Annotated in this window: 20 protein-coding genes; 15 read left to right on the forward strand and 5 right to left on the reverse strand. The window is 53.7% G+C overall.

What is annotated here, in order from left to right:
- Nucleotides 1-6 precede the first annotated feature (6 nt).
- The 7 genes from atpD to KB235_RS04030 all read left to right on the forward strand — a co-directional run bounded on the left by atpD (nt 7) and on the right by KB235_RS04030 (nt 7,160).
- The gene (gene atpD, locus KB235_RS04000; RefSeq protein WP_034814524.1) at nt 7-1,425 is read left to right on the forward strand and encodes a F0F1 ATP synthase subunit beta; all 1,419 of its coding nucleotides are present in this window, start codon (nt 7-9) and stop codon (nt 1,423-1,425) included.
- A gap of 28 nt (nt 1,426-1,453) precedes the next feature.
- On the forward strand, nt 1,454-1,864 hold the full coding sequence (locus KB235_RS04005; RefSeq protein ID WP_034807345.1) for a F0F1 ATP synthase subunit epsilon: 411 nt from the start codon (nt 1,454-1,456) through the stop codon (nt 1,862-1,864).
- A gap of 155 nt (nt 1,865-2,019) precedes the next feature.
- The gene (locus KB235_RS04010) at nt 2,020-3,210 is read left to right on the forward strand and encodes an EAL and HDOD domain-containing protein (protein ID WP_034814526.1); all 1,191 of its coding nucleotides are present in this window, start codon (nt 2,020-2,022) and stop codon (nt 3,208-3,210) included.
- 203 nt (nt 3,211-3,413) lie between these two features.
- Nucleotides 3,414-3,632: a DUF1146 family protein gene (locus KB235_RS04015; protein ID WP_034807340.1), complete on the forward strand. Its 219-nt coding sequence runs from the start codon at nt 3,414-3,416 to the stop codon at nt 3,630-3,632.
- Between the two features lie 245 nt (nt 3,633-3,877).
- Nucleotides 3,878-5,179, forward strand: coding sequence for a UDP-N-acetylglucosamine 1-carboxyvinyltransferase (murA, locus tag KB235_RS04020; protein ID WP_211780462.1), 1,302 nt, complete (start codon nt 3,878-3,880; stop codon nt 5,177-5,179).
- A gap of 75 nt (nt 5,180-5,254) precedes the next feature.
- Nucleotides 5,255-6,241, forward strand: coding sequence for a rod shape-determining protein (gene mreB / locus KB235_RS04025; RefSeq protein ID WP_034807334.1), 987 nt, complete (start codon nt 5,255-5,257; stop codon nt 6,239-6,241).
- Between the two features lie 160 nt (nt 6,242-6,401).
- Nucleotides 6,402-7,160, forward strand: a complete 759-nt coding sequence (locus KB235_RS04030; protein ID WP_211780463.1) for an SDR family oxidoreductase — start codon at nt 6,402-6,404, stop codon at nt 7,158-7,160.
- Between the two features lie 37 nt (nt 7,161-7,197).
- On the opposite strand, the gene KB235_RS04035 is transcribed toward KB235_RS04030, so the two are convergent.
- Both KB235_RS04035 and KB235_RS04040 read right to left on the reverse strand, forming a co-directional pair.
- Entirely contained in the window at nt 7,198-7,977 is a 780-nt protein-coding gene (locus KB235_RS04035) for a response regulator (protein ID WP_211780464.1), read from the reverse strand.
- Complete coding sequence (locus KB235_RS04040; RefSeq protein ID WP_211780465.1) at nt 7,958-9,766, reverse strand: sensor histidine kinase; 1,809 nt, start codon at nt 9,764-9,766, stop codon at nt 7,958-7,960. The genes KB235_RS04035 and KB235_RS04040 overlap by 20 nt, the downstream gene beginning before the upstream one ends.
- 191 nt (nt 9,767-9,957) lie before the next feature.
- Here KB235_RS04040 and KB235_RS04045 point away from each other — a divergent pair, with 191 nt between their 5' ends.
- Nucleotides 9,958-11,892, forward strand: a complete 1,935-nt coding sequence (locus KB235_RS04045; RefSeq protein WP_211780466.1) for a sensor histidine kinase — start codon at nt 9,958-9,960, stop codon at nt 11,890-11,892.
- Nucleotides 11,893-11,947: 55 nt separating this feature from the next.
- On the opposite strand, the gene KB235_RS04050 is transcribed toward KB235_RS04045, so the two are convergent.
- On the reverse strand, nt 11,948-12,313 hold the full coding sequence (locus KB235_RS04050) for a type II toxin-antitoxin system PemK/MazF family toxin (protein ID WP_081825854.1): 366 nt from the start codon (nt 12,311-12,313) through the stop codon (nt 11,948-11,950).
- 35 nt (nt 12,314-12,348) lie between these two features.
- Nucleotides 12,349-12,609 carry an AbrB/MazE/SpoVT family DNA-binding domain-containing protein gene (locus tag KB235_RS04055; protein ID WP_029334276.1) on the reverse strand — a complete coding sequence of 87 codons (261 nt, stop codon included), beginning with the start codon at nt 12,607-12,609 and terminating at the stop codon, nt 12,349-12,351.
- Between the two features lie 182 nt (nt 12,610-12,791).
- On the opposite strand from KB235_RS04055, the gene KB235_RS04060 reads away from it, so the two are divergent.
- The 3 genes from KB235_RS04060 to KB235_RS04070 all read left to right on the forward strand — a co-directional run bounded on the left by KB235_RS04060 (nt 12,792) and on the right by KB235_RS04070 (nt 15,519).
- A complete protein-coding gene (locus tag KB235_RS04060; RefSeq protein ID WP_211780467.1) occupies nt 12,792-13,565 on the forward strand; it encodes a flagellar hook-basal body protein in 774 nt (257 codons plus the stop codon).
- An 11-nt stretch (nt 13,566-13,576) separates the two neighbouring features.
- On the forward strand, nt 13,577-14,359 hold the full coding sequence (locus KB235_RS04065; protein WP_211780468.1) for a flagellar hook-basal body protein: 783 nt from the start codon (nt 13,577-13,579) through the stop codon (nt 14,357-14,359).
- A 62-nt stretch (nt 14,360-14,421) separates the two neighbouring features.
- Nucleotides 14,422-15,519 (forward strand): glycerate kinase family protein, encoded by a 1,098-nt coding sequence (locus tag KB235_RS04070; protein ID WP_246514326.1) that lies wholly within the window; start codon nt 14,422-14,424, stop codon nt 15,517-15,519.
- 24 nt (nt 15,520-15,543) lie between these two features.
- On the opposite strand, the gene mscL is transcribed toward KB235_RS04070, so the two are convergent.
- The gene (gene mscL, locus KB235_RS04075) at nt 15,544-15,921 is read right to left on the reverse strand and encodes a large conductance mechanosensitive channel protein MscL (protein ID WP_211780469.1); all 378 of its coding nucleotides are present in this window, start codon (nt 15,919-15,921) and stop codon (nt 15,544-15,546) included.
- A 197-nt stretch (nt 15,922-16,118) separates the two neighbouring features.
- Here mscL and KB235_RS04080 point away from each other — a divergent pair, with 197 nt between their 5' ends.
- From KB235_RS04080 to KB235_RS04095, 4 genes are all read left to right on the forward strand, one after another.
- Nucleotides 16,119-16,370: a DNA-directed RNA polymerase subunit beta gene (locus KB235_RS04080; protein ID WP_034807313.1), complete on the forward strand. Its 252-nt coding sequence runs from the start codon at nt 16,119-16,121 to the stop codon at nt 16,368-16,370.
- A 13-nt stretch (nt 16,371-16,383) separates the two neighbouring features.
- Nucleotides 16,384-16,806, forward strand: a complete 423-nt coding sequence (gene fabZ / locus KB235_RS04085; RefSeq protein ID WP_034807311.1) for a 3-hydroxyacyl-ACP dehydratase FabZ — start codon at nt 16,384-16,386, stop codon at nt 16,804-16,806.
- An 11-nt stretch (nt 16,807-16,817) separates the two neighbouring features.
- Entirely contained in the window at nt 16,818-17,270 is a 453-nt protein-coding gene (locus KB235_RS04090; RefSeq protein ID WP_034814541.1) for a hypothetical protein, read from the forward strand.
- A gap of 151 nt (nt 17,271-17,421) precedes the next feature.
- On the forward strand, nt 17,422-18,471 hold the full coding sequence (locus KB235_RS04095) for a C45 family autoproteolytic acyltransferase/hydrolase (protein WP_034814543.1): 1,050 nt from the start codon (nt 17,422-17,424) through the stop codon (nt 18,469-18,471).
- Nucleotides 18,472-18,520: the final 49 nt, after the last annotated feature.

Genomic DNA, 18,520 nt, shown 5'->3' on the forward strand with positions numbered 1-18,520 from the left:
AACACGATGAACGAATACGGCATGAAAGGCCGCGTAGTCGCAGTCATGGGCCCAGTTATCGACGTTAAGTTCGACAACCACTTACCAAACATCTACAACGCCCTTAAAGTCACGCACGTGGCGACATCGGCGGAAGATGTAAGTGTCGACTTGACGCTCGAGGTGGCGATTCACCTCGGTGATGACACGGTCCGTACGATTGCGATGGACTCGACGGACGGCGTTCGCCGCGGCATGGAAGTACTTGACTTAGGTTCACCGATTTCGGTACCGGTAGGGGAAGAGACGCTCGGTCGTGTCTTCAACGTTCTCGGTAACCCGATTGACGATAAAGAAGTATCCCCGACAGTGCGTCGTTCACCGATTCACCGTCAAGCACCGACGTTCGACGAGTTGTCGACGAAGGTTGAAATTCTCGAGACAGGTATCAAAGTCGTCGATTTGCTCGCCCCTTACATCAAAGGTGGTAAGATCGGTCTCTTCGGTGGTGCCGGTGTAGGGAAAACCGTCCTCATCCAGGAACTCATCAACAACATCGCGCAAGAGCACAGCGGGATTTCTGTATTCGCAGGAGTCGGTGAGCGTACGCGTGAAGGAAATGACTTGTTCCACGAGATGACGGACTCAGGCGTTATCAAACAAACAGCGATGGTATTCGGTCAGATGAACGAACCACCTGGCGCACGTCTCCGTGTTGCCTTGACGGGTCTTACGATGGCAGAATACTTCCGTGACGAGCAAGGACAAGACGTTCTTCTCTTCGTCGATAACATCTTCCGCTTCACACAGGCAGGTTCGGAAGTATCGGCCCTTCTCGGCCGGATGCCATCTGCCGTAGGTTACCAGCCGACACTCGCGACGGAAATGGGTATGCTTCAAGAGCGAATCACGTCGACAGCGAAAGGATCGGTCACGTCGATTCAAGCGGTCTACGTACCAGCCGATGACTATACAGACCCGGCTCCAGCGACAACGTTCGCTCACCTTGATGCGACGACAAACCTTGAGCGCCGTCTCTCGGAGATGGGGATTTACCCGGCCGTTGACCCGCTCGCTTCGACTTCACGTGCCCTTTCACCTGACATCGTCGGGCAAGAGCACTACGAAATCGCGCGTGACGTGCAGCAGACGCTCCAACGTTACAAAGAACTCCAAGACATCATCGCCATCCTCGGGATGGACGAGTTGTCAGAAGACGATAAGCTCACGGTTCACCGTGCCCGTCGGATTCAGTTCTTCTTGTCACAAAACTTCCACGTGGCTGAGCAGTTCACAGGCCAAAAAGGTTCGTACGTACCGGTCAAAGAGACTGTGCGCGGCTTCAAAGAGATCCTCGATGGAAAACACGATGATCTCCCGGAAGATGCATTCCGTCTCGTCGGTCCAATCGAAGACGTCATCGAAAAAGCGAAGACGCTGGTCTAAGACCTACGCGGAAGGGGGAAACTAGACGATGAATACTCTTCACGTCAACGTCGTCACCCCGGATGGCGCAGCTTACGAGGGCGAGGCGCGGATGGTGATCGCCAAATCGGTGACCGGTGAAATCGGTATCTTACCGAAACACATCCCGATGGTGACTCCGCTCGACATCTCGATCCTTAAACTGCGCCACGAAGATGGTGGACGCACGCTGATCGCACTCAGCGGCGGTTTCATGGAAGTTCGTCCCGATACGGTGACGATCTTAGCTGAAACAGCCGAAATGGCGGACAAAATCGACTATGACCGTGCTTCTGCGGCAAAAGTTCGGGCCGAGCGTCGTCTTCAAGACACGAAAATCTCGGAAATCGAATTCCGCCGTGCGGAGCTCGCGCTCAAAAAGGCGATCAACCGCTTGAGCATTCGCGATATGAAAGACTGATTGCTTAACCTTCTCACTTCGGTGGGGAGGTTTTTTTGTCGTGTTCCTTCATTATAATAGGTCTAAAGTCTCGACGGGATTTGGGGAAAGCAGTAAACAAGCGGACGGCTCATGCCGATAATAAAGACGGGACTAAACAAAAGGAGAGCAAAGGGATGAAAGTTTACGTTGCGCGACAACCGATCTTTGATCAGAAATTACGCGTCTGCGGTTATGAACTGTTGTACCGCCGCAGCGAGAAGAATATATTCGAACACGTCGACGACGCGTTAGCGACCGCCGACGTGATTCATAACGCCTACCTCGTCTTCAACTTTCGGGAGTTGACCGAGGGGACGCGGGCGTTCATCAACTTCCCGCAAAACTTGATTGAAGGCGAAGTGCCGGCCTTATTGCCACGCCAGTCGCTCGTCGTCGAAGTGCTCGAACACGTCGAACCGACCGAGAAAGTGCTCGCCGCACTGCGCTCCCTCCGCCGAAAGGGCTACACGATCGCGCTCGACGACTTCGTGTTCGAGGAGAAGTACCGGCCCTTGATCGGTCTCGCTGACATCATCAAAATCGATTATCAGGCGACGCCCGTCGAGCAACAGAAGCGGCTCATCGACGCCCTCGGCCATCGCGTCGAATTTTTAGCCGAGAAAATCGAGACGCCGCTCGAGTACGAGACGGCGAAGCAGCTCGGCTATAAGATGTTTCAAGGCTACTTCTTCAGCAAGCCGACCGTCGTCCATGGCGCCGAGGTGCACCCGCTCCGGCACACGCTCGTCGAAGTGTTGAAGGAACTTGACTGTCCCGAGCCGAATTTCCGACGCATCGCCGGCTTGATTGAGCGAAGCGTCGACTTATCATACAAGATGCTGCGTTCGGTCAACACGGTATACCAGAAAGGACGGCACACGATTCAGTCGATTGAACAGGCCGTCGCCCGCATCGGTCTCGATGAGTTGCGGCGCTGGTCGTACTTGATGCTCTTACGAGAGATGCAGACGTCTGAGTCGAAAGAATTGATTAAACAAAGCGTCATCCGCGGAAAGATGATGGAGTTGATCGCGGCCGATTCGACGCCTGAGGTGAAACCTTTCGATGCGTTCATCACGGGCATCTTCTCATCGCTCGACGTCATCTTGGACGAGACGATGACGTCTCTCGTATCGGAACTCCCGGTCGAACCGGTCGTCAAAGAGGCGCTCCTCGGGAAACGGAACGCGCTCCGTGGGTTGCTCGAGGCGGTGACGGCGTATGAACATTTGACGGTGCCGGTCGATGAGTCGGCGCCGGACTGGTCGCCTTACTATATCCAGGCGATTCGCTGGGCCCAAACGTTCGACGAAAAAAGTGAATAATGTTTGAAATATCGAAGGGACGTCAATTACTGTAGTAAGGCTACACGCCCATGACGTCCCTTTTTGTATGCGGTTTAAATGAGAAAGCGAGCTGATTCAATGAAACGAACCGAATCGTCCCGTTGAGGCTAAGTCTTTTTTTCTCTGTCGCGACATGCTATGATTAAAAATGGTACGAATTTTTGAAAAGAGGGGAATCGTCGATGCTAAACACCGTATTATCGCTCGTCATTTATATCGTAGCGATTTACGTCGCGTGGTGGGCACTCATGCCAGTCAAATGGGACAAAGTGCTCAATCAAGTGAGGAGCCCGCAGGCAGCCGTCTTGCGCGTTCTCGTGGCCGTCGTCTTCGGTTCACTCATCGCCCAGTTCTTTTTGGAGTATATCCGATTGGCCCAGGCACTCGCACCATTACAGTGATGTTTAAAACCATTAACAAACTGTAATCCTGCTGTAACGATTCCTATATGTTTATCGTGTAGGATAAACTCGTCTGACATGCCGTTTTTCATCAGATTATTTTATTGCTATTATTCTTGATTCGAACCTGATGAAGGACGTCACGTTTCACAAACCATCATAGCAATCGACATAACCACATCCGGAAGTTGCGGATATCGACGTATAGAACACAAAATTAACGAAGTTGGAGGACAAAGAGAGATATGAAGGATTTGATTGTAGTCCGTGGAGGACGTAAATTGTCAGGTACTGTGCGTGTAGAAGGAGCAAAAAACGCCGTACTCAAAACATTGGTTGCCACTCTATTGGCGAGCGAAGGAAAATCGGTACTTCAAAACGTACCACGTCTCGCCGACGTATACACGATTAACAAAGTACTACGCCACCTCGGTGCAGAGGTCGCATTCGATGAAGCGAACAACGAAGTCACAGTCGACGCCTCGGGCACAATCAAAGACGAGGCACCACTCGAGTACGTTCGCAAGATGCGTGCCTCGATCCTCGTCATGGGTCCTCTTCTCGCTCGTCTCGGTCACGCGCGCGTCGCGATGCCGGGCGGTTGCTCGATCGGGTCACGTCCGATCGACCTCCACTTAAAAGGGTTCGAAGCGATGGGTGCGAAGACGGTCATCGGCAACGGTTTCGTCGAAGCGTCAGTCGACGGTCGCTTGAAAGGCGCGAAGATTTACCTCGACTTCCCATCTGTCGGCGCGACAGAGAACATCATGATGGCGGCGGTCCTCGCTGAAGGCACGACGGTCATCGAGAACGTCGCGAAAGAGCCGGAAATCGTCGACCTCGCGAACTTCTTGAACGGTATGGGCGCACACGTCCGCGGTGCCGGTACAGAGACGATTCGCATCGAAGGCGTGGAGAAGCTCCACGGTGCCGAGCACTCGATCATCCCGGACCGCATCGAAGCGGGCACGTTCCTCGTCGCAGGCGCCATCACAGGCGGCGACATCGAAGTCATCGGGGCAGAGCGTGAGCACCTTCGCCCGCTCATCTCGAAGATGGAAGAGATGGGTGTTCAGTTCGAAGACACAGCGGAAGGCATGCGCGTCATCGCGCCGGACGAGTTGAAGCCGGTCGATGTGAAGACGATGCCACACCCTGGTTTCCCGACTGATATCCAAGCACAAATGATGGCGCTCGTCTTAAAAGCTGGCGGCACATCAGTCATTACGGAAACGGTGTTTGAAAACCGCTTCATGCACGTGGAAGAGTTCCGCCGCATGAACGCAGACATCAAAATCGAAGGACGTTCCGCAATCATCAAAGGTGGCGTTCGCCTCCAAGGTGCCGAAGTCGTCTCAACAGACCTTCGCGCCGGTGCAGCACTCGTGCTTGCAGGCCTCATTGCCGACGAGGAGACTCGTGTCGGCGACTTATATCATATCGACCGTGGCTACGTCGACTTCCACAAGAAACTTCAAGCACTCGGTGCCGACATCGAGCGCATCGAAGGAACAGTCGAAGTCGCTGAAGAAATGGTCAACAACTAATTAATAGACTCATAGGAGCGAGGAGATTCTTCTCGCTCTTTTCAATGAAGTAATGAACGGAGGAACCTATACATCATGTTTTCAAAAGATATCGGGATTGATTTAGGAACAGCAAACGTCGTCATCCACGTCAAAGGCCGCGGCATCGTCCTTGACGAGCCATCAGTCGTCGCCATCAAACGCTCGACGGGGAAAGTTCTCGCCGTCGGCACAGAAGCGTACGAGATGGTCGGTCGTACACCAGGTGACATCGTCGCCATCCGTCCACTCCGTGACGGCGTCATCGCCGATTTCGCGACAACGGAAGAAATGCTCCGTCACTTCGTCGAAAAGATTCAAGTACGCGGTTTCTTCGGTGGGATTCGCATGCTCATCTGTACGCCGGCGAACGTGACGCCGGTCGAAGCGAAAGCGATTCGGGAAGCCGCTGAAAAAGCGGGCGCCAAAGAAGTGTTCCTCGCCGTAGAACCGAAAGCGGCAGCCGTCGGTTCGGGCATGGACATTTGGAAGCCCGTCGGCCACATGATCGTCGACATCGGTGGCGGGACGACGGACGTCGCGATTCTGTCGATGGGTGACATCGTTTGCGGTGAGACAATCAAAATCGCCGGTGATCGTTTTGATACGGATATCCTCCGTGCCATCAAAGACAAGCACAAACTCATCATCGGGGAACGGACGGCCGAGCAGATCAAGAAAGAGATCGCGACCGTCTTCCCAGGTGGACGCAACGAGACGATGGACATCCGTGGACGCGACATGGTACGTGGATTGCCGCGTACGGTGACGATCACGTCAGAAGAACTCCGTGAGGCGATGGCCGAATCGGCAAACGAGATCGTCGAGGCGACGAAGCGCGTCCTCGAACAGACGCCGCCGGAACTCGCGGCCGACATCATCGATCGCGGCATCATCATGACAGGGGGCGGCTCGCTCCTGCACGGCATCGACCAGCTCGTCGCCGAGCGTGTCGGATTGCCGGTCATGATTGCCGAAGAGCCGACGCTCAGCGTCGCACACGGCACAGGCATCATGCTCGAACATTTGGATCGTTTGAAGTAAACCGTAACCTGATTCACGCCTCTGCGCGCGAATCAGGTTTTTCATTTCCTGGGAAAATGTCTGATACACTAGATTTATCAAAAGGAGAGAGGGAAATCGTCATGGCACCGATTTGTGAATGAATGAGGGATCTAAAATCAGAACGAATCGGAGGAACATCATGCGACCACTCACATTAATCACCGGTGTCAGCCGCGACAAAGGCATCGGCGCGGCAATCGCCAGAAAGCTTGCGAAAGAAGGACACGACCTCTATCTCACGCACTGGACCCCGTTTGACGGGACGGACGGGGTCGGGGCAGAGCCAGATTTCATTCATCAGTTTGTAGATGAGTTACAGACCTTAGGCGCACGTGTCGCCCATGAGCCGTACGATTTGGCGTCAGGTGACGCAGAAGGGCTGCTCGACCGGATCGAGGCTACACTCGGTGTGCCGAGTCGTCTCATCAACAATGCGACGTTCGAGCGCCACGTAAACGTCGACTCATTTACGACCGAGACGCTGCGCGCGCACTACCTCGTCAACAATGAGGGGGCGCTCGGGCTCACGTTCGCCTTCATCGAGCGATATAAACGAGCCGGGCTAAACGACGGACGAATCTTGTTCATGGTGTCGGGTGGACCGGACGCGAACAATCTCGCCTACATCGCGACGAAGGGGGCGCTCATCGCCATCACACCGGCACTCGCGAACGGGACCGGGCGCTACGGGATCTCGGTGAACGCCCTCGACCCGGGACCGACCGACTCGGGCTGGATTGATGACACGTTACACGATCATCTCGTCCCGTTCTTCCCGCACGGACGCGTCGGTACGCCGGAAGATACGGCCCGCTTCGTCGCGTTCTTGATGGGACCGGACGGGGAGTGGGTCAACGGTCAACATTTGCACGTCGACGGGGGCTTTACCGGACGATGAAAAAGCGCTTCTCCAGATGCATTGGAGAAGCGCTTTTTCAGTGCCACGTATAGTCTTTGTCGACGAAGAGGCGACCGGCCACCTCTTCTTTTGGCATCGGTTTCGGGTCGGCATCGAGCCATGCGTAGTAATCGCATGTGCACGCCTCATCGAGACGGAGCGAGTACCCGTTGTTAATCGTTTGGACCGAGATGCTCAAGTTGTAATCGGCGAGCGTCTTCTTCAAGCGATAGACGAGATTGTAGACGTTATGGAGCGCGCGCTGCGGCTCGTCAATCTCTGGGTAGAGTGTCTCAGCGATGAGCCATTTGTTGACGACCTTATCACGATGATAAATCAAGTAAGCGAACAACTCTTCGGTCTTTTGCGTCGGCCACTTGACGAGGTCGCCGTCCTGCGTGTTGACGGAGAAATGGTCGAGGCACTGAATCGTGCACGTCCGGTGCCGCTCTGACTGTAAAATCGACTCATACCGCTTCATGACGCGCGGCATCAACGCATGAATCTGATCTTCCGTGATCGGCTTCAACAAATAGTGGGTCGCCTGTAATTCGAACGCCTCGACCGCATACTGGCTATGCGCCGTCGTGAAGACGACTTGTGTCGTCTTCGGCAACTGTTTCGCAAGTTCGACACCAGACATATGCGGCATCTCGATATCGAGAAACACAAGATCGACGTCTTGGTTGTTTAAAAAAGTGAGGGCTTCTTTCGGGTCGTGGAACGAGCCCATCCATTTCAAGTTCGGCTCCGTTTGGACGATGCGTTCCATCATCCGCAATAAGTGCTGTTCATCTTCAATCAAGATCGTGCGCATTCGGGACGTTCATCCTTTCTCGTTTCGGAAGGCGGATAAGGACGTTCGTGCCGACTCCTACTTCCGATTGTAGTGTGAATGTGGCATTCGGTACATAGGCGATGCGATTGCGGACGTTCGGGATGCCAATCCCGCTCGTCGGCATGGCCGTTCGTTTCGGGTCGAAGCCGACACCGTTGTCGGCGATGCGGACCTCAATCGCCGATCCGAGGTCTTGTACCGCTAACATGAGCCGTTTGTTGCCACCTTTTCTCATCAGACCGTGTCGTAGCGCATTCTCGACGAGCGGCTGGATGAGGAGCGGTGGTACTTCCACGTTGAATAGACTGTCATCGATGTCTTTGATGATGGTGAAGGCATCGTTGAATCGGGTCTGCTCGATGGACAGATACGAGTCGATCATCTCGAGTTCTTGCCCGAGTGTGATGTTCGAATCGGTCCGACCGTTCTCGAAGATGAAGCGGACGTATGTGCTCAAGTGGCTGAGCAGTCGTGCCGCCTCGTTCGGGGCCGTATAACAGAGCGCGATGACGTTCCCGAACGTGTTATAGAGAAAATGCGGTTTGATTTGCGCGTTAAAGAACGAGATTTCGCTCTGAGCGGCGAACGTCTGGACTTCTTGCTTTTGCCGCTTGTCGGTCGACAGGTGTAACGGCAACAACGTGAACATGAGCACGAAATAAATGAGCGATAAGATGCTCGTGTACGTGTCTTGGTTCGGATGTGGGATCAGAATATTGATCGTCTGTCCGATGTACCCGATAATCATCGCCAACGTGAAGATGAGGAACTCGAGCGGGTAGCCCGTCGATTTGCGCTCGAACAGCCAATTGATGTTGAGGCCGGTCCAAAAGAAGGCGATGAACAAGACGTAAATCCAGGCGGCGTAGTCGAACCAGCCATGCACCGCGTATGGGATGATGATGGCGACAGCACTTAAGACGTAGAGCGGGTATGTGGCGAGCCGCAAGAACCGTTCGTACGGGACACGTTCGAGCCGGATGGCGAACTCGATGAGCATACAGACGCTGAGCAAGACGGCGATGAGGCTGACTTTATGGGCGACGACATAAGCCATCACCGGGATGAATTCAAACACGATTTGGTCGCGGGTCAACAGTGACAAAGCGATCAAGAAAAAGAACCCCGCCCCGTATAAATAAATCGATTCTTTCCGGTGGAAGACAGAGACGATGGCGTAAAACAGGAAGATCAAGCAGGCGATCAACACGTTCACGAAGTCGTAGCTGAACAGTTCATTTTGCAGTGTCAGCATGTTGTTGATTGGACCGATTAACAGGCTGTCCTCGAGCCCGGTCGGCCGGTCGGTTGATCCGCTTACTTGGATCGTCAGGCGGAAGTCGGATGAATTTGGGTCGAGCAGGACTAAATACGCCTGTCTGTCTCCTTGTTTGACGGAAGAATAGACAGGATCTGCCGGTTCGCCATTGATGAGGATACGGACATGTGGATGGTTCTGTGGGACACGGAGTGCATATTGTCCGGGAGGTAACGCAACATCGACCTCATACGTCGCGGTGGCGTGGGGCGTGACATGGGGGACGTTACGATAAGATTGTCGGTCGACGGCGTCAAGCAGACTCGATTGGAAACGCCACGTTCCGTCGAGCCGGGTGATGTGTTCTGTCACTTGCGATTCGGTCAAATCGGCCGAACCCCGGGTGACGGTGGCCGTGCTGTCAATCGTCTGGCCGCGCGTGAGCACTAATCCGCTCGTGATGGCGACGAGAATGATGACGAGCATCAGCCCGATATGTTTACGGGTCATGGGCACATTCCCTTCAGACTTGTGAGTTTCTTGTGAGAAGACAATGGTATACTTATCACATTCCGTCAAAAGGCCGAGGCCTGTCTTGAACGGATGTGACGAATGTCACCTAATCGTACACGAAAACGTCCCGTTTGAATAGCGGGAGGCTTGAATAGAGGAGCAAACACTTAAAGGGAAGAAGGCGAACCATGAAACGTTGGATTGAAGCAAGAATCAGCCGTCAAGTGCTGACAATCTTTTATGTGCTCGTGGCCTTGATTACGTTCACGTCGCTAGGCACATACTTTTATACACAACAAGCGATTAAAGAGACGACCGTCGAACTCGAGCGCATCAGTGAACAGCGTTCGCGCGCGACGGACTTGTTCGAGACGTGGCAATCGATGCAATACGAGATGCGCGGTCACGTCCTGCTCGGAGAAGACGCACTCTTGAACGAGGTGCGGAGCGCCCAGACGCGAATCGATGAACAGACGACGTGGTTCGAGGAGCGGGCCGTCAATGAAGAAGAGAAGACGTTCGCAAAAGACGCTCGGCTGTTATTCACGATTTATACGACCCGTGTCATGCCAGGGCTGGAACGGTACGTCATCGCCAAAGCGAATGGCGAGATTGATGAACCGTTCCTTCAGATGGCGACCGTCGGCCAACTCATGCCGAAAAATGCGACGTCGAATCAGACGCGCTTCAAATTGAACTCGAAGAGTGCGGCCGACATGAGCGCGAGCATCGTCGACATGGAGTCGGTCTTCACCGATTATCGGGCCGACCTCGATTTCCAAGAGACGTCGCTTCGTGAATCGCTGTCCGAACAGCTCGCGCGCGCACAGTGGATGTGGCTCATGGTCTTACTCGGTGCGGTATTCATTCTGTTCGTGAGTTTGCAGCCGTATGTCGTCCGTTTGACGAAACAACTGCAGGCGCTCATCTCGAACAGTGAACGGCTCGCGCTCGACCCACATGCGACACTCATTCCAATCGAACCGCTCAAAAACGAAGTCGGTCAGCTGTCGAAGGCGTTCAACGAGATGTCGAGCTCGCTTATCGGGCAACACGATACGCTTGAACGAGAGCGGGAGAAGACGGCCCGCATCTTACACACGATGCGCGATTCCATCGTGTTTGAAGAGTTAAGCAACGGCAAGATGTACGGTAACCAGGCGCTGTTCGATTTGTATGACCAGCCGGTCCCGTATGAACATCGTCAAAGTCTTTACCCAATCGAGACGTTCTATGAGCCGTTCATGAGCCATATCGACGATCGGGAGGCGTTGCTCCGCTTTACAAATCGAGCTCGACGCGAGGGAATATTCGATGAGACGTTTACGTACTCGATGCAACAGGGTAGACGTATCGTACGGATGTACGCCGAACCGATTGAACTGAAGGACGAACGGTTCGGTTTGATGTTTGTCTCACGTGACGTCACAAAAGAGATTGAAATCGATCGCTTGAAGACGGAGCTTGTCGCCACCGTCTCGCACGAACTACGGACACCGCTCACCTCCATCCTCGGATTCACCGAACTGTTGGCCACGCGCCACGTCGACGAGGAGAAACGGAAACGCTACTTGAGTATGATCAATAGTGAGACGAAGCGCCTCGAGCGGCTCGTCACGGATTTACTTGACGTGCAGAAGATGGAAGCAGGCGCCGACCAACAAGATTTCAAAATCGAAAGTCTATATGAGATGTTGTCAGATGTGCTCGAGATACATGCCGGCTCGACGGAGCTGCACATGTTCCACTTTGACTGTGACGAGTCGCTTCAAATTTCCGGGAATCCGGCTCGCCTTCGTCAAGTGTTCTCGAATATCCTGAACAATGCGATTAAATATTCACCCGACGGCGGGAATATCACCGTCAACGTTGAATGCGATGACGACGTCATCCGGGTCGCCATCGAAGATGAAGGAATCGGCGTATCAGAAGAGGATGCCAAACGCTTGTTTGAGAAGTTTTACCGCGTACAAAGTGAAGCAAGCCGCAATATTGGAGGCACCGGCCTTGGGCTCGCCATTTGTAAAGAGATCGTCGAATCTCACGGTGGAACGATTTATGCAAAATCTGAATCGGGCAAAGGGACGACGATGGTCGTCGAATTGCCGATCGTCGAATCGTAAAACGAGTTCGTCTCTCAAGCGGAGACGAACTCGTTTTTGTATATCTCAGGCAAACCTAAGTTCGAATGATCGAACATTCACCTAGAATGGCTACGGCTACAATTTCTTGAACTTGTTCTAACGCTTCGACTGGACACGTCGTCGTTCGTTTCCACCGTCGGGCCCTCCAGTCGATTGACTTGGCTTGAATGACGTTAATGTAACCTTCTACTGGTAATCCATCGGGTATACGAACAAACAAAGGTCTTTCAGTATGGGTGATTGGGCAAACGATGCAAAATCCAGTTCGATTGAAATCATTTTGGCTAATCACAATCGCGGGGCGCCGTTTTTGAATTTCAGATCCCGCGCTTGGGTCAAAATCGATATAGCCAATCTCTCCGACGAGGGGTCGCTGTAATTTATTCAATGAAGATGACATATTTTTGGCTTCCTTCCAAAAGAAACGTGATGTGTTTACTCTGCTTCCTTGCCTACTTCTTCAAGGATGACCTCGTATAAATCTGCATACGTCTCTTCATTCACATCAGCAAATACGTTTTTCAGGATTTTTGGTTTTTCTAAAGGCGTAAGGATGATCGTTCCGTCATGATGTTGTTGAATGTAAAACTGATCTCCAATGTCCGCAGAAAGCGCCTTTGGTAACGTTACGCCTTTTGAACCGCCTACTTTTCTCACGACGACTTTAGAGCGGTCATTTGTAACTCGACGAGCCATGGCACGTTCCTCCTTCATGAAATACGATTATAAAATAATTATATCATATTATTTATTATCTACTACCGAACATAAATAAATCATAATTATTCTTCATCTTTTTTTCAAAAAACGGTGAATGATTCCTTCGTTTGGTACGATAAAGAAAGTAGAACACGTTTGAGGACGAAAGGAAGACGATCATGTTACGCGGACTATATACGGCGGCCGGTGCGATGAACGCGCTGCAACGCCAGCAAGAGATTTTAAGCAACAACCTCGGCAACGTGCGGACGCCTGGATTCAAGGCATCGAACGGGGTCGTTCGGTCATTTCCTGAGATGTTGCTCGCCCAAGTGAGCAACCCCGGCAACGGACGCTCACGGGTACAAGGTCAGGTTGGGACGCTCTCGACCGGTGTGTATCTTCAAGAGACGATGCCGCGTTTCTCAGCCGGTAGCATCTCGGAAACAGGCAGCCCGACGGACGTCTATTTAAAGGCGCCGGCCGGATTCACCGGTGCCCCGATGTTCGCGGTCGAACAAAACGGCGAGACGCTTTACACGACGAACGGCCGTTTCGCAGTCGACGAGGAGCGATTCCTTCGTTCAGCTGACGGTGGATACGTCTTGTCGGACGCCGGCGCGCGAATCCAGCTGCCGTCGAGCGAGTTCACACTGTCTGCGGACGGACAAATCACGTCACTCGGAGAGAACGTGGCGACGCTCGGTGCCTATCAAATCGATGACTTGGCGACGCTCGAGCAAGTCGGGAACGATTACCGCGTGAACGGGGATGCGCCGGCACTCGCGCCGGTCACGTTCCAACAAGGGTTCATCGAGGAGGCGAACGTCAATCTCGACCAGACGATGGCCGACCTCATGATGACGTATCGTCAGTTCGAGGCGAACCAAAAGGTCGTCCAAGCGTATGACAAGAGTGCCGAGCGAGCCATCGAAATCGCTCGGGTTCGATAAGGAGGAAACGTATGCAGTCCATTTATAATTCGGTCAACTCGCTCACGCAGTTGCAGCGTCAACTCGACGTGACCGGACACAATATCGCAAACGTCGACACGATTGGATTCAAGCGCCAGCAAGGACACTTCGCATCGCTCCTATCACAGGCGTACAACAACCAACCTCGTCCCGAGTTCGAAGTCGGGCGCGAGACGCCGAACGGGATTCGGATCGGGGTCGGGGGACACGTCGCCGACATCTCGCAACAGTTTAGCATCGGACAGATTCGGGCGACAGAGCGCGGACTCGACGTCTTCTTGAAGGCGAGCCGACAGTTCTTCGTCGTTGAGACACCGAATGGTCCTGGCGTAACACGAGACGGCAATCTTCAACTGTCGGTCGATGCCGAGACGACGCTCGTCGATGTGAACGGAAACGCGCTGCTCGGTGATGACGGCAACCGTATCACGATGCCGAACGAAGCGACGAATCACCGCATCCGTCAAGACGGGGTCGTCGTCGCGAGCGTGAATGGGGTCGAGCAACAGTTCGGACGACTCGATATCGTGGAAGTGCGGAACACGTCAGAACTCCGTCCGATGGGAAACAATGTCTACTCGGCCGATTTTCAGACCGAGGTCGACCGTCCGCTCGGAAACCTCTTGATTGAAGGGACACTCGAGTCGTCGAACGTCGATTTGACGAGAGAGATGACCGATATGACGATCACCCAACGAGCTTATCAGATGAACTCACGGGCACTCTCGATGAGCGATCAGATGATGGGGCTTGTCACGTCACTTCGCCCATAACGTAGGCCGCTTCTCCTCGGGGGGGCGGTTTTTGCGTTACACTTATGAGGAGGAGGGATGGCATGAAGATTGTCGTGGCAATGGATGCATTCAAAGGATCACTCACGAGCGTCGAGGCAAATGCGGCCGTGGCGCGAGCACTCGAAGAACATGACGTCGTGACCGTACCGATGTCGGACGGGGGTGAAGGGTTTCTCGATGCCTGGCTCGCGACGCATCCAGATGGAGACGTGATGACGCATGACGTCACGGCGCTCGACGGTAGGATGCGACGGGCACGCTTTGGCTGGTCCGAGTCATCACGAGACGCAGTCATCGAACTCGCCGAGGCGTCCGGGCTCACGCTCGTCGAGATGCGCGATCCATGGCGTTACAGTACGTACGGAACCGGACTGCAAATACGGGCGGCGCTCGAACTTGGGGCGAAGCACATCACGGTCGGGCTTGGCGGGAGTGCGACCATCGACGGGGGCAAAGGTCTGCTTGAGGCGCTCGGAGTCCGATTTTACGATCACGTTGGAAACGAACTCGGTACTTTCCCTCATCAACTCGAGCGTGTCGCATCCATCGATTGGTCGAACCTTATGCCGGAAGCGCGAGAAGTGGAATGGCGCATCGCCTCGGACGTGACGAATCCGCTACTTGGTGACGATGGGGCAGCCGTCGTGTTTGGCCCGCAAAAAGGGTTGACTAGACGAGACATCGGACGCTATGAGGCATATCTTGCCGAGTATGCCCGCTGTTTCACGCACGATATGACGACACGACCGGGTGCGGGTGCGGCAGGTGGAGTCGGGTTTGCCCTCTATCAGCTTGGGGCGACGTATAGGAGCGGAATCGAGGAAGTCGTAAGTTGGTCGAACTTTGAGATGCACGTACACGACGCCGACTGGCTTATCACGGGAGAAGGGACGTTTGATCAGCAGTCGCTGTATGGGAAAGCCCCGTATGGACTCGCCCAAATCGCCCACGCACACGGCGTTCCGACGCTCGTATTCACCGGACAGACGGAAGTGGTCGCCGTCCCGGACGTCGGCATCGAAGCGGTGTTCCCTATCGTTTCCCGGGTGATGACGCTCGAGGAGGCGATGTGTGAGGCGCCAACGCTGTTGACGAACGCCGTCGGTCGGGTCGTGCGGTTGCTCGACAAAAAAGCCTGACCCGTCATGGGTTCAGGCTTTTCGTCATGAGCGTTCTTTCAACAAATCACGAATCTCAGAGAGGAGTTGTTCCTCACGTGACAGTTCTGGTTCCGGCGTCTCTTCGACGGCTTTTTCTCGCTTCAAACGGTTGATTACTTTCACCATCATGAACAAGGCGAAGGCGATTAGTAAGAACGTGACGATCTCTTGAATGAAGTTGCCGTAAGCGACCTCGACGTCGAGCACGCTCACCGATAAGTCTGAGAAGTTGATGCCGCCAATCAAGATGCCGAGAAGCGGCATGAAGATGTCGTTGACGAGCGAGTTGACGATGGCCGTGAAGGCGGCCCCGAGAATGAAGGCGACGGCAAGGTCAACGATGTTGCCACGCATGGCGAACTCTTTAAACTCTTTCCACATAGAATAATACCTCCTCATAAATGAATACTCTCACGGTAGCATATCCTTCTATGAAAGCAACATCCTTTTTTCATTTCCCGTCTTTAGGACGGGGCGCTTGTTCGGGTTTTCTAGATACGTTACACTAAAAGAGAACTCATACAACGGTTTTATTACCTGGTACTAATATGTTATAATCAGATGAGCTGAAAGGATGAATGGACGTGGCGAACGAAGAACAAAAGGGCTCGGAAGAAAAAGAGTCGAAACAGCGGACAGAGCGGAAGCGTCTGTCGAACAACCGCCGTTTCCCAATCTTGCTGCGTGTCATCGTTGTCCTCATATTGGCTGTCGCGATGCTCGCGATTGGTGCCATTATCGGGTACAGCGTCATTGGCGGCGGCGAGTGGAGGGACGTGTTCAACATCGACACGTGGCGCCATATCACCGATTTTTGGCTAACCTCATAAGGGTGGTGGAACCATGTATACGATTGAACAGATTAAAGAAGTAATCCCACATCGGTATCCGTTCTTGCTCATCGACCGCATTCTCGAAGTCGAAGAAGGCAAACGGGCCGTCGGACTAAAAAATGTGACGGCGAATGAAGAGTTCTTCAACGGACACTTTCCGGACTATAACGTCATGCCAGGCGTTTTAATCGTCGAGGCACTCGCACAAGTCGGCGCGTTCGCGATGCTCAAGCAAGAAGCGAACCGGGGCAAGCTCGCGTTCTTCGCAGGGATTGACGGGTGTCGCTTCAAGCGCCAAGTCGTCCCGGGCGATCAATTGCGTCTCGAAGTCGAGATTTTGAAAGTGCGCGGCCCGATTGGAAAAGGCCGGGCCGTGGCGACGGTCGATGGTGAGGTCGCCTGTGTTGCTGAACTGACTTTCGCCCTGCAGTGAGGGGGAGTCAAATGCGTGTGTTGGTCATTGCGCTCGTGCTCGGGTTGATGACGGTCGTCGGCTGTCAACAGATGCAGACCGAGCAAGCGACCGAAGAGAACATCGTCTACGAACAAAACGTCGATGAGTCATTGATCGACAAACGGGCCGGACAGTCCGAGGCACTCGCCGTCTCTCTAGAGCGAGCGAACAGCTCGACGATGTTGTTCACGATTCGCATGCTCGAAGACCGTCGTCTCGAACCGACGACGGTCATCAGTTACGAAGTCGATGGCAATCGTGTCCCGATCCCGTTCGGTGAACTGACGGCCGAGCGTGAAGGGGACGTCCGAACGTACGTGTATCAAGTCGATTTGAACCCGGACTTGTTCGTGCCAGAGACACTCCCGCTCTTCCATATCGCTGAAGAAGGGGAAACGGAAGTGTCGATCCCACTTGAAGTCGTGAATGCGACAAATGAATGAAGTGAAACGGATGATTTTCGACAAATCATCCGTTTTTGTATACGCCCCCATTGATTTTGCGACTCCGAGCCGTCAGTTCAAGTTGTAAACAGGTTCATCTCAGACAGACCTCCCACGTGTCCGCTATAATGGGCGCAAGGGAGGTTTTTGCATGCAACGCGTCTCAAGTGAACTGACACAATTTCGCGGCAGTCACTATGACTTTGGCCGCTTTCAAGGGAATTATATTAAACGAAGCAAGCTGCTCGAGAATCGCACCGACCAATGGAAACTGCGGGTCCCGCGCTTTGAGATTGACGAGCGCGAGGCAAAAGAGGCGTTCGACCGGTTCGCGCCGAAAATTTGGGAAGAACTGCTCGGGCTCCAAGATGAACTCGAATTGACTCTCGCCGATACGCTCTTACATTTCGGTCACTTCCGGGTGAACAACCCGGTCAGCGGCTGTTCGATTTTAACGGGCGACAATTTCCTCGTCCGCAATTACGACTATCATCCGATGACGTACGATGGTCGCTACAACGTGTTCCAGCCGGACGATGGTTACGCCGTCATCGGCCCCGTCTCGCGCGTCACCGGACGGATGGATGGCATGAACGAGAAAGGGCTCGCCATGGGTTATAACTTCATCAACCGTCGGCGTCCTGGTGACGGGTTCGTCTGTCAAATGATTGGCCGGATGATTCTCGAGACGTGCGCGACGGTCGAGGAGGCGGTCGACTTATTGAAAGAGATTCCGCACCGTGGCTCGTTCACATATGTCGTGCATGACAAGTCATCAAAGACGCGTGTCGTCGAGGCGACACCGCGCGACATCCAAGTCCGCGAGTCGAACATCTGCACGAACCACTTCGAGTTGTTGCAACATGAGAACCGCTACCATCTCGACGATTCGACGCGCCGGATGATGGAAATCAAGATGTATCAACATATCGTCCAAGACGCCGAGAGCGCGTTCCGGCTCATGAACGACTCGGACAAGGGTGTCTTCTCGGAGCTCTACAAGAGTTGGGCCGGCACAATCCATACGGCGGCCTATTTCCCGGAGACGCTCGAGACGTGGTTCGCCCTTGGCGGCGACCGCGATCCGGTCATCTTCGATTTCCAAAAGTGGCTCGACGGCGAGGACTTTGACTTTCACGCTCTCGACGGCGAGATTGCGACCGATATCGAGTTCGCCAACACGGTCCAATTGTGGCGCTGACTTCGGTCAGTGCCTTTTTAGTGAAAACGGGGAATAACGATAATAGGAG

This window comes from Exiguobacterium alkaliphilum (assembly GCF_018138125.1).
Taxonomy (GTDB): Bacteria; Bacillota; Bacilli; order Exiguobacteriales; family Exiguobacteriaceae; genus Exiguobacterium; species Exiguobacterium alkaliphilum.

What these genes read in the sequence shown, in the direction of transcription:
- KB235_RS04045 (WP_211780466.1), top strand. Translation starts at nt 9,958, where the DNA reads ATGAAACGTTGGATTGAAGCAAGAATCAGCCGTCAAGTGCTGACAATC.
- fabZ (WP_034807311.1), top strand. Translation starts at nt 16,384, where the DNA reads ATGTATACGATTGAACAGATTAAAGAAGTAATCCCACATCGGTATCCG.
- mreB (WP_034807334.1), top strand. Translation starts at nt 5,255, where the DNA reads ATGTTTTCAAAAGATATCGGGATTGATTTAGGAACAGCAAACGTCGTC.
- mscL (WP_211780469.1), bottom strand. Translation starts at nt 15,921, where the DNA reads ATGTGGAAAGAGTTTAAAGAGTTCGCCATGCGTGGCAACATCGTTGAC.
- KB235_RS04005 (WP_034807345.1), top strand. Translation starts at nt 1,454, where the DNA reads ATGAATACTCTTCACGTCAACGTCGTCACCCCGGATGGCGCAGCTTAC.
- murA (WP_211780462.1), top strand. Translation starts at nt 3,878, where the DNA reads ATGAAGGATTTGATTGTAGTCCGTGGAGGACGTAAATTGTCAGGTACT.
- KB235_RS04070 (WP_246514326.1), top strand. Translation starts at nt 14,422, where the DNA reads ATGAAGATTGTCGTGGCAATGGATGCATTCAAAGGATCACTCACGAGC.
- KB235_RS04080 (WP_034807313.1), top strand. Translation starts at nt 16,119, where the DNA reads ATGGACGTGGCGAACGAAGAACAAAAGGGCTCGGAAGAAAAAGAGTCG.
- KB235_RS04090 (WP_034814541.1), top strand. Translation starts at nt 16,818, where the DNA reads ATGCGTGTGTTGGTCATTGCGCTCGTGCTCGGGTTGATGACGGTCGTC.
- KB235_RS04060 (WP_211780467.1), top strand. Translation starts at nt 12,792, where the DNA reads ATGTTACGCGGACTATATACGGCGGCCGGTGCGATGAACGCGCTGCAA.
- KB235_RS04015 (WP_034807340.1), top strand. Translation starts at nt 3,414, where the DNA reads ATGCTAAACACCGTATTATCGCTCGTCATTTATATCGTAGCGATTTAC.
- KB235_RS04010 (WP_034814526.1), top strand. Translation starts at nt 2,020, where the DNA reads ATGAAAGTTTACGTTGCGCGACAACCGATCTTTGATCAGAAATTACGC.
- KB235_RS04095 (WP_034814543.1), top strand. Translation starts at nt 17,422, where the DNA reads ATGCAACGCGTCTCAAGTGAACTGACACAATTTCGCGGCAGTCACTAT.
- KB235_RS04050 (WP_081825854.1), bottom strand. Translation starts at nt 12,313, where the DNA reads ATGTCATCTTCATTGAATAAATTACAGCGACCCCTCGTCGGAGAGATT.
- KB235_RS04065 (WP_211780468.1), top strand. Translation starts at nt 13,577, where the DNA reads ATGCAGTCCATTTATAATTCGGTCAACTCGCTCACGCAGTTGCAGCGT.
- KB235_RS04030 (WP_211780463.1), top strand. Translation starts at nt 6,402, where the DNA reads ATGCGACCACTCACATTAATCACCGGTGTCAGCCGCGACAAAGGCATC.
- KB235_RS04035 (WP_211780464.1), bottom strand. Translation starts at nt 7,977, where the DNA reads ATGCGCACGATCTTGATTGAAGATGAACAGCACTTATTGCGGATGATG.
- KB235_RS04055 (WP_029334276.1), bottom strand. Translation starts at nt 12,609, where the DNA reads ATGGCTCGTCGAGTTACAAATGACCGCTCTAAAGTCGTCGTGAGAAAA.
- KB235_RS04040 (WP_211780465.1), bottom strand. Translation starts at nt 9,766, where the DNA reads ATGACCCGTAAACATATCGGGCTGATGCTCGTCATCATTCTCGTCGCC.
- atpD (WP_034814524.1), top strand. Translation starts at nt 7, where the DNA reads ATGAACGAATACGGCATGAAAGGCCGCGTAGTCGCAGTCATGGGCCCA.